Genomic DNA, 13,926 nt, shown 5'->3' with positions numbered 1-13,926 from the left:
CTGGCAAACTGATTCAGAGCCTGAGCTCAAGTCTCTGTTTCCACAGCGGCAGGTTTGGCGCCTAGCCTTGAGCGGCGCCTCAGCAGCGCGCGCAGGTTTGCGGTCACGGCGTCCGGTTCCTCGATTGGTGTCAGATGGCCGCTCTCCTCCAGAATGGAAAGGTCGGCACCCGGAATGTGGCTGGCCATATCCTTGTGAAGGTCGGGCGGGGTCAGAACGTCGTGGCGGCCGCACAGCACCAGTGTCGGGCAGGTGATGCGGGCGAGCGAGGCACGGCTGTCCGGGCGCTCGATCCGGGACTGGCGAACAAAAACTTCCGGGCCAAGCCGTTCGGTCATGGTACGAACGCGGTCGATCAGGACATGGTTGGACTGATTATCCGGCGAGAGATAAGAGCGGGCGAGCTTGCGGCCGAAGCCGTGAAAGCGCCCGGGCTTTGTGGTCTGGGTGATGAGCTGTTCGCGCTCCCGACTGCGCTCCGGCGTATCCGGCAGCATGGTGGTGTCGAGCAGTGCCAGGTGGGTGACCCGTTCCGGGGCTCGCCGCATCACCTCCTGGGCCACGATGCCACCGAGAGAGAAACCGGCGAGGGCAAAGGTGTCGGCACTCGTCGCCAGAACCATCTCGGCGAGCACCGCCAGGGATGTACCGTGGGTGATGTCGGCAACGCGGGGTTGGGCAATGTCCCGAAGGTCCGCAATCTGGTCACGCCAGAGATCGGCATCATTCATGAGCCCGGGTATCAGCACGATCTGTGGCAGGGTCATCGGGTGTCCTCCGGAACGGCGGCCAGAATGGCCCTTGCCCTGATCCTGACCGGTGCGTCGACCATGGCCCCGTCGACGACGACGGCGCCATCGCCGGCGCTCAGAACCCTGCGGGCCCACGCGATCTCGGAAACACCTGGTGCAAGTGCCCTGCGGATATCGGCGACCTGCCTGGGATGAATGCAGAGTTTGCCGGTCATGCCGAGGTCTCGAGCATGCGCAGCATCCTCATGAGCGATGGCGGGGTCGGTCAGATCCGCGGTGACACCGTCGATCGGCGCGGCAATGCCGGCGAGTTTCGAAGCGAGCACCAACTCGGAACGAACAGGCAGCAGGACGTCCTGGCGATGCGCGCAGCCGAGGTCAGCGCAATAGTCGATTGAACCGAAGGCGAGCCGGACAACGCCTTCGTGAGCGGCAATCTCGCGCGCATTGGCGAGCCCCCTGGCGCTTTCGATCAGGGCGATGACCGGCAACCTGCGACCCAGAGACGTCCAGAGCTTGTCGATATCTGCAAGGTCTTCTGCCTTGGGCAGCATCACCGCATCTATCTCTAGAAATTTGAGCGTGTCGATGTCGGCGGTATGAAACGGCGTCTGGGCCGCGTTGACCCGGACGATCACCGGTTTGTCGGTGAACGTGCTTGTGAGATTGGCCCGGGCACTGTCCTTTTCTGACGCTGGAATCGCGTCTTCAAGGTCAAGAATGACAGCATCCGCATCGCTCGCAGCGGCCTTCGCAAAGCGGTCCGGCCGGTTGGCGGGCACGAAGAGTGGTGCTTGAAGGATTGTCACCACGACGCGGTTGCCTCCACCGCCACAGGGCCGCCGACCTGTGCAGACCAGAGCCGCAGGCTGCCGTCTTCCGCGTCCGCCGCATTGACGGTGAAATCAGCCGTGTCGAAGATTGTGCCGATGCTGCGAAAGCTGAACTCTGCCGGGCAGCTGCCTTTCAGGTCGGCGGCAAACTGGCAAAGCAGCGTCGCCTGCAAGGGGCCGTGTACGATCAGGCCCGGATAGCCTTCCACGTCGCGCACATAGTCCTTGTCATAGTGGATGCGGTGGCCGTTGAAGGTCATGGCGGAATAGCGAAACAGATAAGCGGCAGACGGGGTAATCTTTCGGAAATTCTCACCTTGCGCTGCGGCTTCGACGGCGGGCTTTGTGGTGGTCTCCTGCACAGACGGCGCTTGGCGATAGACGATGTCCTGGCGTTCGGTCAGGACCGGCCGGCTATTTGCCGTGACGTCGTGCTGGACGGTGACAAAGCACAAGGGACCGGTGCGCCCCTGTTTGAAGACCACGTCCTTGACGGTGGAGCGCCGCGTGACCTCATCTCCAATCAGGATGTCGCCGTGAAAGGTGAAGGCGCCGCCGGCCCACATGCGCCGGGGCAGCGGCACCGGGGGCAGGAAACCGCCGCGGGCGGCATGGCCGTCCGGTCCGAGTTCCGCAGTGGCGACGGAAGGCTGGGCCAGGCAGAAATGGATCAGGAGCGGAGCCGCATTTCCCGGCGTTTCACCGGAGGAGCGGTCGAAGGTGGCATTGAACTGGCGCACAAGTGCAGGGCTCAAGGTCTCGGAAGCGCTGTCCTCTCGCCCGATCCAGCGGCGCAAATGGTCGATATCGAGATCCATGTCAGCTCTCCAGCGGTTTGAGGGCCGGTACCGGGCCGTAGGTTCGCGGTGCGTCCTTGAAGATGGCCGCAGGTGCGGGGAAGGAGACAGGTCCTCCCGGGCTCTCGACCGTCATCCGGCGCAGATGCGGATGTCTGGAGAGACCCGCCATATCGTTGACGGTCGCCAGCGCGATCCCGGCTTTGGTGAGCTGCGCGATGGCTGTTGCGGCATCCTGCGTCGCAAAGGCATCGGCGACAGCGCCGTCTGTCTCCGAACGATTGGCAACGCGGGCCACATTGGTGGCAAAGCGCGGGTCGGTGCCAAGCTCCGGCCGCCCCATGAAGTCGCTGCAGAGCACGCGCCACTCCCGGTCGCTCTGAATGGAAATCAGGATCGGAGTTCCGTCTTTTGCGGAAAAGACACCGTAAGGGGAGATCGACGGATGGGCGAGGCCGATCCGCTTCGGCGTGTGACCGCCCTCATGATTGAGTAGGGGCACGGTCAACCAGTCGGCGAGAACGTCAAACATTGAGATGGAAATCTGAGCGCCCTTGCCAGTGATGCCACGCTGGATCAGGGCCTCCAGGATGGCGGCATAAGCGGTCGCACCCGTCGCTATATCCACCACAGAAATGCCGACCCGCGAGGGTTCGTTCGGTCCGCCCGTGATCGAGCAGAGACCGGTCTCGGCCTGGATCAGGAGGTCATAGGCCTTGCGATCTGCCATCGGTCCGGTTTCGCCAAAGCCGCTGATGGAACAGGTGATCAGGCGGGGGTGTCTTTCGATGAGCTGCACCGGATCGAAACCGAGACGGGCGAGGGCGCCGGGTTTCAGATTCTGGATCAGGACGTCCGCATCGGCAATCAACTCGCCCAGGACGCTCTTGCCCCGATCCGAGGCAAGGTCCAGGGTGATGCTGTTCTTGCCCCGGTTGAGCCAGACGAAATAACTCGACTGGCCGGCGGCAACAGCATCGTAGCCTCTGGCAAAATCGCCCTCCGGGCGTTCGATCTTGGTGACCAGGGCGCCGGCATCGGCAAGGCGGGAGGAGGCAAAGGGGGCGGCGACCGCCTGTTCGACGGCAACGACCTTCAGGCCTTCAAGCGGCAAAACCATCAGTAGGACCTCGGCAGGCCGAGCACGTGCTCGGCGACATAAGACAGAATGAGATTGGTCGAAATCGGTGCCACCTGGTAAAGGCGGGTCTCCCGGAACTTGCGTTCAACATCATATTCGGCTGCGAATCCGAAGCCGCCATGAAATTGCAGGCAGGCATTGGCGGCTTCCCAGCTCGCCTTGGCGGCCAGGTATTTGGCCATGTTGGCTTCCGTGCCGCAGGGGGCGCCCTTGTCATAGAGGGCGCAGGCCTTGTAGCGCATCAGATTGGCCGCCTCGATCTCGATAAAGGCTTCGGCAATCGGGAACTGCACACCCTGGTTCTGACCGATCGGACGGCCGAACACTTCGCGATCGCGGACATAATCCGTCACCTTGTCGGTGAACCAGTAGCCGTCACCGATGCATTCGGCGGCAATCAGCGTGCGTTCGGCGTTGAGGCCCGTGAGGATGTATTTGAACCCCTTGCCTTCCTCGCCGATCAGGTTCTCCTCAGGGATCTCCAGATTGTCGAAAAAGAGCTCGTTGGTCTCGTGATTGACCATGTTCGGGATGGGCCGAACCTCCATGCCGGAAGACATGGCGTGCTTGATGTCGACGAGAAAGATCGACAGGCCTTCGGATTTTTTCTGAACATCCTTCAAGGGTGTCGTGCGGGCCAGAAGGATCATCAGGTCGGAATGCTGGACCCGGCTGATCCAGACCTTCTGTCCGTTGATGACATACCGGTCGCCCGTCTTCACCGCTGTGGTCTTGATTTTTGTGGTGTCGGTGCCGGTGGTCGGTTCCGTGACCCCCATGGACTGCAGGCTTAGCTCGCCGGCCGCGATTTTCGGCAGGTATTTCCGGCGTTGTTCCTCAGAACCGTGCCGGACCAGGGTTGTCATGTTGTACATCTGGCCGTGGCAGGCGCCCGAATTGCCCCCTGCGCGATTGATCTCTTCCATGATCACCGAGGCTTCAGTCAGGCCGAGGCCGGAGCCGCCATAGGCTTCCGGGATCAGCGCGGCCATCCAGCCTTCTCGGGTCAATGCGGAAACGAAATCCTCCGGGTAGGCGCGCTCTTCGTCGATCTTGCGGTGATATTCGGCGGGAAACTGGGCGCAAAGGGCCCGGATCCCGTCTCGGATATCCTGATAGGTGTCTGGCTGGGCGGTCATTTTGGGCTTCTTACTGGAACCGGAGTGACCGCAGTTAAGCCCGCCTGTCGGCATTAAACAAATATATGTTTTGGATTATAGATATAGAAAAATTATATAGAAGGTCGTTCCCCACCAAGAGGCCGTGATGGATATCAGGCAGCTGCGCTATTTTCTCGAAATTGCCGAACAGGGGTCGCTCACAAAGGCGGCTGAGCGTCTTCACGTGGCGCAGCCGGCGCTGTCGCTCCATGTGAAGAACATGGAGCAACAATTGGGCACAGAGTTGCTGATACGCGGACGCGCTGGTGTCCGGCCGACCGAGGCAGGCGACCTACTGGTGGAAAGGGCGCGCCGCATCCTCGACGATCTGGCGCGCGCCGAGGATGACATTCGCAATCTTGACGGGGATCCGGCGGGGATCGTGCGCCTCGGGTTTCCAGGCACGATCAGTGCCATGGTGTCGTTGCCGCTGATCCTGGCGGCCCGCCAACGCTATCCGCGGATCACGCTCAACATTACCGAAGCGATGAGCGGCTTCATCGGTGAATGGCTGTCGGAGGGCAAGATTGACATTGCCGTGCTCTACAGCCGTTCGCGGGATCCGCAGATCCTGTCCGATCTTCTGCTGGAAGAAGAACTGGTGGTGGTGTGGCCGGGGGCAGTTCGCCGCCGGAGACGCTTGATCTGGCAAAGCTTGAGGAAGAACCGATGGTCCTGCCGAGCGGTGCGCACGGTCTGCGGGTTCTGATCGACCAGACCTGCCAGGGGCTTGGTTTTGCACCAAAAATCGCCATGGAAATCGATTCCTTCAACAACATCAAACGGCTGGTCTCTGCTGGCTTTGGACCTTCGATACTCCCTCTCTACGCGGTAGCGGACGAAGTGGCGTCCGGTGCATTGAAGGTCAGCCATATTGCGTCGCCGGGTCTCTGGCGCGGCGCCCATCTGATGTCGCGCGGTGGGCGTCCCGTGCCGCGCGCCCAGGCTGCGGTTCGCGATCTCCTGAGGGAAGTGATTATCGATCTGCGCGACAAGGGCGCCTGGGCGGCGGCTCGGGTGCCGTCATCGTGACGGCGATGACCCGTCCTGAACCACGTTCAAATGCCTGAAACTGTTGCTGTTGTCTTCGGTGAGGTTCTGGCTCAGCATCCAGTCCCGGACGGCGCGCGCATTGTCATCCAGATCCTTGTCCTTCGGCCAGACGACGTAATATCCATTGCCGGTCCGGAACGTGTGGCCGGTGACTTTCCGGAGGCGGCCATTGTCGATGAAGGCTTCCACGAGATGGCGCCAGCCCAGAGCAACGGCGTCGCCGTCGAGGGCCATCTGCACCACGGCAACATATTCGTTCGCACGCGAGCCACGCACCTTGTCCGCGCCGGGAACACCGGCGGACCGCAGCCAGTCCTTCCAGGTGGCTGCGTAGCGATAAGGTTCGTCGAGATGGGCAAGGTGGTGCGAGAGAAGATCGCGCGGTTGCTCGGGAGTGCCGTGTTTTTCCAGATAAGCCGGGGAGGCGACCGCGATGATTTCCTCGGTCTCGAAACGGGCGCAGGCATAGCCGGGCCAATCCTTGGGGCGGCCACCGCGAATACCGAGTGGAATCTCTTCCGCAACAATATCGAGATCCCGATCGGCCGTGTGAAGCCGCAGTTCGATATCCGCCAGGTCCGTGCGCAGGAGCTGCAGGCGGGGCGCTATCCACAAGGTTGCGAAGGCCGTCGATACCGAGACTGTGACGACGTCGTCCGCCGGTCTGGTCCGCACCGCGCCAATGCCGTCGGCCAGTAGATATAGCCCGCGCGTTACTTCCGCATGAAGCCGGTCACCTGCTCGTGTCAGGCGGACTTCCCGGTGACCGCGCTGAAACAGCGGCTGGCCGATCTCCTCCTCCAGAGCCTTGATCGAATAGGAAACGGCAGATTGGGTCATGCCAAGTTCTTCGCCGGCCCTTGTGAAGGAGCTGAGCCGCCCGGCGGCCTCAAAGGCGACCAGGCCACGAAAGGATGGTAGCAGTCTGCGCAAGTTTGTCATGAACAAATTTTATGTGAAGCATGACAATTTTCAAGCGTTACAAAGCGATTTGGCACGTCTAGCATCGAACCAGGATATGGCACTGGGAGGATGTTATGGCCGTTGTTTCCGAGACTGCCGATCGGCAGGGCGCAAATGAAGCGGTTCGAGGCGGGCGCAGCGGTGGGCGCGCTGGCCGCCGGGCCAAGCGCTCGATGAGTGTCGCACCAGTCGGCCGGCCCTATATTGTCCGGCAGCTGCCACCTCACGATATCCTCTCCGAAGAGAGCCTTCAGCGGATCGAGGCAACTGCGGAAACGCTGCTGGCCGAAATCGGTATCGAGTTTCGGGACGATCCGGAAAGTCTGGCACTTTGGAAATCCGCAGGTGCCGAGCTGGACGGGGTTCGCGTCCGGTTTCCGAAGGGGCTGATACCGGAGCTTCTGAAAACAGCACCGAGCCGGTTCACCCAGCATGCCCGCAATCCGGCCAACAGTGTCGAGATCGGTGGCGACAACGTCGTCTTCGCGCCCGCCTATGGCAGCCCGTTTGTGATGGATCTCGACGAGGGGCGCCGATACGGCACGATCGAGGACTTCCGCAACTTCATCAAGCTGGCCCAGTCCTCGCCCTGGCTGCATCACTCCGGCGGTACGATCTGCGAACCGGTGGATGTGCCGGTAAACAAGCGGCACCTCGATATGGTCATGGCCCATATCACGCTGTCGGACCGGCCATTCCTGGGCTCGGTCACCGCACAGGAGCGCGCCGAAGATTCCATCGAGATGGCCCGGATGGTGTTTGGCGCTGAGTTCCTGGAAAGCAACTGCGTCATCATGGGCAATCTCAACGTCAACTCACCGCTGGTCTGGGACGGCACGATGACCAGTGTCCTGCGCGCCTATGCAGCGGCCAATCAGGGAACGGTACTGGTTCCGTTCATTCTGGGCGGGGCCATGGGGCCGGTCACAACGGCCGGAGCGATTGCCCAGGCCCATGCGGAAACGCTGGCAGGATGTGCGTTGACCCAACTTGTGCGCCCTGGCGCGCCGGTGATCTATGGCAATTTCCTGTCGTCGATGAGCCTGCGCTCCGGTTCGCCGACCTTCGGCACGCCGGAACCGGCGGCTGGCTCCCTTCTTGTCGGTCAGCTGGCGCGTCGGGCCGGCTTGCCGCTGCGCTGTGCCGGCAACTTCACCACGTCGAAACTGCCGGACGCCCAGGCCATGAACGAAGGCACCATGTCGATGCTCTCGGCCATCCATTGCGGGGCCAATTTCATTCTGCATTCCGCTGGTTTTCTCGATGGGCTGCTGTCCATGTCCTACGAGAAATTCATGATGGACGCGGATTTCTGCGGTGCGCTGCACACCTATCTCGGCAGCGTTGTTGTCGACGACAACACACTGGCGCTGGACGCCTTCCGCGAAGTCGGCCCGGGCAATCACTTCTTTGGCTGCGAGCATACGATGCGCAATTACGAGACCGCGTTTTTCGACGCGGCCAGCGCCGACAACACGCCGTTCGAGACCTGGGAGGAAAACGGTTCGGTGGACGCCGCCACCCGCGCCAACCGGGCCTGGAAGGAAACGCTTTCCGCCTATGAAGTGCCACCGCTCGACGCCGGTCTGAAGGAACAGCTGGCCGATTTTGTCGAGAGACGGAAAGCCTCCATGGAAGACCGCTGGTACTGAGGTCGGGAAGACAAAATGAAGATCACAAACATCCGTGTCACCCACGTCAACCTGCCGTTTGATGCGCCATTCTGGTGGACAGGCGGGCTTTATCCGGGCGCGTCCAAGTCGATCATTGAGGTGGAGACGGACGAAGGCGTCGTTGGGCTCGGTGAAGCGCCCTGGTATCATTTCGGCGAGGTGATCAAGGCTGAAATCGCTCCGGCGCTGATCGGGGCAGATCCGCTGGACCTTGCCGATTGTGAAGCCCGCTGCGTGCCGCCCTGGCAGATCACGGCGAATACGGGCGAGGGGGCGGCCTCGGTTGCCTTCGGGGCCGTTGAACTAGCGCTCTGGGACATCAAGGGCAAGGTGTTCGGGCAACCGCTCTACAAGTTGCTGGGCGGCGCCGTGCGCAAGGACATCAAGTTCTCCGAGTATTTCTCCTTCCGCCCCGAGCACACTGGCGCCGGTGGGGAAATGAGCGCGGAGGCCATCCGTGACTACTGCCTGAAGATGCGGGAGGAGCACGGCTCGTCCATTTTTGAGGGCAAACTGATCCTGGGTGATCCGGAGCTGGAGATCAGAACGGTCAGGCTGTTGCGCGAGGCGCTGGGAGAGAAGGCCGAGATCAAGCTCGACAGCAACATGCAGTATTCGCTGACGACAGCGCGCTGGCTGCTGCGCGAGCTGGAGCCTTTCAACATCCGCAATTACGAGGATCCGGTTGCCACATTCGAGGAAATGGCGGCGCTGCGCCAGCACAGCATCATTCCCTTTTCGACGCATGTCCCGGACCTGAAACGGGCAGTTGCGCTCGGCGCACCGGATAATTTTGTCTGCAATTTCGCCGCGCTGGGCGGGATTTCACGCAGCCTGAAATTCATTGCCGCCTGTGAGGCCATGGGCAAGGGTTTCTGGTGTTACTCCAACGATCTCGGCATCATGACGGCGGCCTATCTGCATGTTTCCGCGGCAACGCCCCTGATTTCGGAAGCCTCGCAGGCCCTGTTCCGCTGGCAGATCGGCGACGTGATCCGGGATGGTCCGTTCCGGCAGACAAACGATGTTGTGCGGGTGCCGGAAGGGCCGGGGCTGGGCATTGAGCTGGACCCGGTCGAATTCAGACGGTGGGCGAAGCTTTTCGAAGACGAGGGGCCGATGAGCCATTTCCAGGACCCGGCCCGACCGACCCATCATCGGACCTTGCCACTGTACTGAATCGGGAAAGCCAAGAAGGCAATCAGGCCGCCTGTGCAGGCTGGAACCGGTAGCGGCCAGTGATTTCAAAGTCGAACAGACGGTCTTCCAGCCGTGTCCCGGCACCGATATTGTGAACCACCATCGGCCTTTTGCCATCGGGCGAGATCCGGTGGGTGACAATGGCGATATGGGGCAGGTTTCCAGGCAGCATCTGCGAGACGAGGTCACCGGGAACATAATCGCCCGGCCGGTCGCTGACCGGCAGCTCTGCGCCTTTGCGTTTGAAGAAGGCCTGCAGGTTCGGCACCCGGCGGTGATCGATATTGCGGTCCGGACGCTTCAGGCCCCAGATCTTCGGATAGGCCGAAAAATGCGCCTTCATGTCGGCATTGACGGCCTGTTGCAGGTCGTAACCGAATGCATCGCGATAGGCGCGGATGACGACGTCGGTGCAAACCCCGCGTTCCCGGGGTATGTCGCCATTTGGAAAAGCCAGCCCCGCGTAAGCCGGGTCATAGATCAGGGTAACCCCGATCTGGTTTTCAGCGGCGGCGATCAGTTTTTCTGCCCAGAGTGGCACGCGCGTTGAAACGTACCTTGGCTGACCGGGCGCCGATTGGGCCGAACGTAAGCCGTTTTCGAACCTGCCGGCGGTAACCTGGCTTGCTGCGAACAGCCCGCTGCCGGCCAGAAGGCCGGATCCGATCAGAAAAGTGCGCCGTTTCATTCCGTCCTCCAGGTTTCGACCCAGCGATAGGGAGGCAGTTGGACAGGAATAGGGCGGTCATGGCGGGCAGGTCGTGAAAGTGCGGTCGTTGTCGGTGATCTGCAACCAGAACTTGGTAATTTTCTCCCTTTTGTTTCTGGAAATTTAATAAGATCCCGCTTTACTTTGTGAATATGCGGTGCAATCGAATGTTTGGCAAAAAAACACTGTCAATAATTACGATGTTTGCGTGGGTTTTCCTGTTGTCAGGGCCCGCGGCCGTGGCGCAGGACTATTTGCCTTACGAGCAAGTCTTTCAGAAACACAGTGCGCCGATGCTCATGATCGAACCGGCCAGCGGGTCCATCATCGACGCCAACAAGGCTGCACAGGAGTTTTACGGCTACGATCGTGCGACGCTGCGTAGTATGGCTATTCAGACCATCAATCAGCTGACGGCAGAGCAAGTGCTTGCGGAGCGCCAGCTGGCGCAACGCGAAGACCGCAATTTCTTCATCTTCCGGCACAAGCTGGCTGACGGGTCCGTGCGCACCGTTGAAGTTCATTCCACACCGCTGGAATTTCGCGGCCGGCCTGCACTGTTGTCCATCATTCACGACATTTCAGCAGATCGCGGTCGTCAGGAGGAACTCTGGCATTACAAGAACCGGCTCGAAGAGATGGTGGACGCGAAAAGCAAAGAGCTCGCCTCCGCCAACGAAACCCGGGACCGCTGGATGCTGGCGCTGGTGATAACACTCACCGTTTCGCTGATCGCCGTCGGATTCCTGTTTCTTGAACGCAACGCGGCACACAGGCGTCTGAGATCTTCAGAACAGCGCCTCCGGGAAATCATATTCGGGACAAATGTCGGCACTTGGGAATGGAACGTGCAGACGGGAGCTGCGGTCTACAACAAGCGTTGGGCAGAAATTGTCGGTTACAAGCTGGAAGAACTGGAACCGGTCAGCACGGAAACCTGGGAAAAGCTCGCGCATCCGGACGACGTGAAAAAGTCGCAGGAGAAATTGGAAGAGGTTTTTGCCGGCAAGGTGCCGGCCTATGATTGTGAAATCCGCATGCGCCACAAGGACGGCCGATGGGTGTGGGTTCTGGATCGCGGCCGTGTTGTCGAGTGGACCAAGGACGGCGAGCCCTTGCGCATGTCGGGAACACACGCGGACATCACCGTGCTGAAAGAAAGCGAAGAAGCGGTCCGGCGCCTTGCCATGACCGACCACCTGACCGGCCTGTCCAATCGGGCCCATTTCAGCCAGAGCCTGGAGGAAAATGTCCGGATCGCCGATCGCGAGAACCGCAAATTCGCGCTGATGATGCTGGACCTGAACACGTTCAAGCCCGTCAATGACAGCCACGGACACCCGGTGGGGGACGCGCTTTTGCAGGAAGTGGCCGAAACGATCAAGAAATGCACCCGTGACGGAGATATCGTCACGCGGGTTGGTGGGGACGAGTTCGCGGTCATCATCGGGGACTATTGCGGCGAAGATGACGTCTTGTCCTGTGCGGGCCGGATCTATCGCGAAATTTCCAAGCCGACGGAGATCCAGGGCAAGACGATCTCCATCAGCGTCAGCATTGGCATTTCCTACTATCCGGACGATGCCGACACGGCGACCGAGCTCATCAAGCGCGCCGACCAGGCCATGTACCAGGCCAAAAAAAGCGGCTCCAACGTTCTCACCTACAAGACGTTCCGGATGCGCGCAGCGAGTTGAAGCCGGGCGGCGTCGGACCAATGGGTGCATAAAACGTGCTAGGCCTGCTCCCCACTGGCCAATTCCTGAAAATGGATGAAGAAGAGGCAGCCGGGTGTCCGAAACGGCGGAGTTGAGATGGCTGATGAACAATCCGACGTAGCTTTTTCACAGGGCCGGCCTGCAATCCTGCTGATCGCCGGATTTGGCGATACCTCGGAGATGTATTCCAATCTCCTGAAGACGCCTCTGGCGAATTCCTTTCGACTGCTACCGACCGATTTGCCGGGGTTTGGCGCGCCGGCCCTGGAAACAACAAATTTGCAGACGCTAGCCTGCCACGTGGCGGAGGTTGCCCGTCTGGAGGAGGCCCGGATCATTGTCGCGCATTCCGTTGCCTCCATTGTCGCGTCGCTTGCAGCAGCGCAGCCCGACTGCCCCTTGCGCCAAATCCTGTCGCTGGAGGGAAACCTGACGGCAGAAGACGCCTATTTTTCGGGAACGGCGGCAGACCATGACGACCCGCTGGCGTTTCGGACCGCGTTCCTCGCGCGCCTGGACGACATGGCAGAAGACGATCCGGTGATTGCAAGATACCGCCAGAAGGTCGCCAGCGCCGATGCACGGGCGCTCTGGGATCTGGGGTGCGATGCGCGCCGTTTTTCCAATGAAGAGGTGCCTGGCGACGTACTGATGGCGTCGGCAGACGTGACCTATTTCTACAATCCCGAAAACTGCCCGCAGGCCTCTCTCGACAGGATTGCGGCCAGCCGGATGCGCCGGGTTGTCCTGGCAGACGCCTCGCACTGGCCAAGTGTGGATCAGCCCGAGTTACTCGCACGGGAAATTCAGGTGTCACTTGAAAACGGCTAGGAGCTGATAATCCGGGCTGCTTAGGGCCACTGCTCCAACTCTTTGGAATAGGGGCTGATATCGCCAATATGTGCGGACACCCAGTCCGGATCGAAATAGGTGTCGAGATAGCGCTGGCCGCTGTCGCACATGACCGAGACGATTGAGCCGGTCTCGCCGCGGCCGCGCATCTCCGCCGCGATCTGCAGTGTGCCCCACAGGTTGGTGCCGGTCGAAGGCCCTGGTTTGCGGCCGATCAGCTTTTCCAGCCACAACATGGTGGCGACGCTGGCAGCGTCCGGCACCTTGATCATCCGGTCGATGACGCCCGGTACGAAGGAGTGTTCCACCTGTGGCCGGCCGATACCCTCGATGCGGCTGGAACAGTCAGCCGTGAGGCTGTGGTCGCCTGAATGATATGCATCGTGAAACACGGAGTTCTCGGGATCGACCACGGTCAGGCCCGTCACATGTCCCTTGTAGCGGATGTATCGCCCGAGCGTTGCCGACGTGCCGCCGGTGCCGGCGCTCATGACCAGCATTCTGGGGATCGGGTGGGGCTCGAACGCCATCTGCTCAAAAATGCTTTCGGCGATGTTGTTGTTGCCGCGCCAGTCCGTTGCCCGTTCCGCATAGGTGAACTGGTCCATGAAGTGGCCGCCCATCTTGTTTGCCAGGTCAACGGCAGCGCCATGCATCTCCGGGGCGGAGCCGACATAATGCGGTTCGCCGCCGTAAAGACGGATCAGTTCGATCTTGCTGTGCGCTGTCGATTTCGGCACCACGGCGATGAAGGGCACACCGATCATCTGGGCGAAATAGGCCTCCGATACGGCTGTGCTGCCCGAGGACGCCTCGATGACAGGTGTGCCCTCGGTGATCTTGCCGTTACAGAGCGCATAGAGAAACAGGGAGCGGGCGAGGCGGTGTTTCAGACTGCCGGTCGGGTGGGTGCTTTCATCTTTCAAATAGATATCGATACCGTCGAGCTTCAGCCCGTGCAGCTTGAACAGATGGGTGTCGGCAGAGCGGTGCGCGTCCGCGTTGATTTTCGCGACGGCGTCATGCACCCATTTGTCCATGTGCGTTACTCCCCGGCCGGTGTTTGCGTCAGAGT

General features: G+C 60.9%; 12 protein-coding genes and 1 pseudogene. 5 read left to right on the top strand and 8 right to left on the bottom strand.

Annotated elements, in window-relative coordinates:
- Nucleotides 1–26: 26 nt before the first annotated feature.
- Genes CHH27_RS09910 through CHH27_RS09890 form a run of 5 tightly spaced genes read right to left on the bottom strand, consistent with a single transcriptional unit; the run spans nucleotide 27 to nucleotide 4,662 of the window.
- A complete protein-coding gene (locus CHH27_RS09910) occupies nucleotides 27–767 on the bottom strand; it encodes an alpha/beta fold hydrolase (protein WP_198338511.1) in 741 nt (246 codons plus the stop codon).
- Nucleotides 764–1,564 (bottom strand): CoA ester lyase, encoded by an 801-nt coding sequence (locus CHH27_RS09905; RefSeq protein WP_094071442.1) that lies wholly within the window; start codon nucleotides 1,562–1,564, stop codon nucleotides 764–766. The genes CHH27_RS09910 and CHH27_RS09905 overlap by 4 nt, the downstream gene beginning before the upstream one ends.
- Nucleotides 1,558–2,403 (bottom strand): MaoC family dehydratase N-terminal domain-containing protein, encoded by an 846-nt coding sequence (locus tag CHH27_RS09900; protein WP_094071441.1) that lies wholly within the window; start codon nucleotides 2,401–2,403, stop codon nucleotides 1,558–1,560. Before CHH27_RS09900 ends, CHH27_RS09905 begins: the two co-directional genes overlap by 7 nt.
- A gap of 1 nt (nucleotide 2,404) precedes the next feature.
- On the bottom strand, nucleotides 2,405–3,502 hold the full coding sequence (locus CHH27_RS09895) for a CaiB/BaiF CoA-transferase family protein (protein ID WP_094071440.1): 1,098 nt from the start codon (nucleotides 3,500–3,502) through the stop codon (nucleotides 2,405–2,407).
- Nucleotides 3,502–4,662, bottom strand: a complete 1,161-nt coding sequence (locus CHH27_RS09890) for an acyl-CoA dehydrogenase family protein (RefSeq protein ID WP_094071439.1) — start codon at nucleotides 4,660–4,662, stop codon at nucleotides 3,502–3,504. Before CHH27_RS09890 ends, CHH27_RS09895 begins: the two co-directional genes overlap by 1 nt.
- A 127-nt stretch (nucleotides 4,663–4,789) precedes the next feature.
- Here CHH27_RS09890 and CHH27_RS09885 point away from each other — a divergent pair.
- Nucleotides 4,790–5,715 (top strand): annotated as a pseudogene (locus CHH27_RS09885) (LysR family transcriptional regulator).
- Here the strand turns inward: CHH27_RS09885 and CHH27_RS09875 are convergent.
- Nucleotides 5,707–6,678 carry a LysR substrate-binding domain-containing protein gene (locus CHH27_RS09875; protein WP_094071436.1) on the bottom strand — a complete coding sequence of 324 codons (972 nt, stop codon included), beginning with the start codon at nucleotides 6,676–6,678 and terminating at the stop codon, nucleotides 5,707–5,709. The pseudogene CHH27_RS09885 and the gene CHH27_RS09875 sit on opposite strands and share 9 nt — an antisense overlap.
- A 95-nt stretch (nucleotides 6,679–6,773) precedes the next feature.
- On the opposite strand from CHH27_RS09875, the gene CHH27_RS09870 reads away from it, so the two are divergent.
- Nucleotides 6,774–8,351 carry a trimethylamine methyltransferase family protein gene (locus CHH27_RS09870; RefSeq protein ID WP_094071435.1) on the top strand — a complete coding sequence of 526 codons (1,578 nt, stop codon included), beginning with the start codon at nucleotides 6,774–6,776 and terminating at the stop codon, nucleotides 8,349–8,351.
- A 15-nt stretch (nucleotides 8,352–8,366) separates the two neighbouring features.
- On the top strand, nucleotides 8,367–9,551 hold the full coding sequence (locus CHH27_RS09865; protein ID WP_094071434.1) for a mandelate racemase/muconate lactonizing enzyme family protein: 1,185 nt from the start codon (nucleotides 8,367–8,369) through the stop codon (nucleotides 9,549–9,551).
- Nucleotides 9,552–9,573: 22 nt separating this feature from the next.
- Here the strand turns inward: CHH27_RS09865 and CHH27_RS09860 are convergent, their stop codons facing one another.
- Nucleotides 9,574–10,260, bottom strand: coding sequence for a DUF1287 domain-containing protein (locus CHH27_RS09860; RefSeq protein WP_094071433.1), 687 nt, complete (start codon nucleotides 10,258–10,260; stop codon nucleotides 9,574–9,576).
- A gap of 260 nt (nucleotides 10,261–10,520) precedes the next feature.
- Here CHH27_RS09860 and CHH27_RS09855 point away from each other — a divergent pair, with 260 nt between their 5' ends.
- Both CHH27_RS09855 and CHH27_RS09850 read left to right on the top strand, forming a co-directional pair.
- The gene (locus CHH27_RS09855) at nucleotides 10,521–11,978 is read left to right on the top strand and encodes a sensor domain-containing diguanylate cyclase (RefSeq protein ID WP_198338386.1); all 1,458 of its coding nucleotides are present in this window, start codon (nucleotides 10,521–10,523) and stop codon (nucleotides 11,976–11,978) included.
- A 117-nt stretch (nucleotides 11,979–12,095) separates the two neighbouring features.
- Nucleotides 12,096–12,830 (top strand): alpha/beta fold hydrolase, encoded by a 735-nt coding sequence (locus CHH27_RS09850; protein WP_157738841.1) that lies wholly within the window; start codon nucleotides 12,096–12,098, stop codon nucleotides 12,828–12,830.
- A 20-nt stretch (nucleotides 12,831–12,850) separates the two neighbouring features.
- On the opposite strand, the gene CHH27_RS09845 is transcribed toward CHH27_RS09850, so the two are convergent.
- A complete protein-coding gene (locus CHH27_RS09845; RefSeq protein WP_094071430.1) occupies nucleotides 12,851–13,891 on the bottom strand; it encodes a PLP-dependent cysteine synthase family protein in 1,041 nt (346 codons plus the stop codon).
- Between the last annotated feature and the right edge of the window lie 35 nt (nucleotides 13,892–13,926).

The organism is Labrenzia sp. VG12 (genome assembly GCF_002237595.1).
Classification (GTDB): domain Bacteria; phylum Pseudomonadota; class Alphaproteobacteria; order Rhizobiales; family Stappiaceae; genus Roseibium.
Note: the sequence above shows the minus strand (reverse complement) of the source record. Positions and strands in the feature narration are given on the sequence as shown.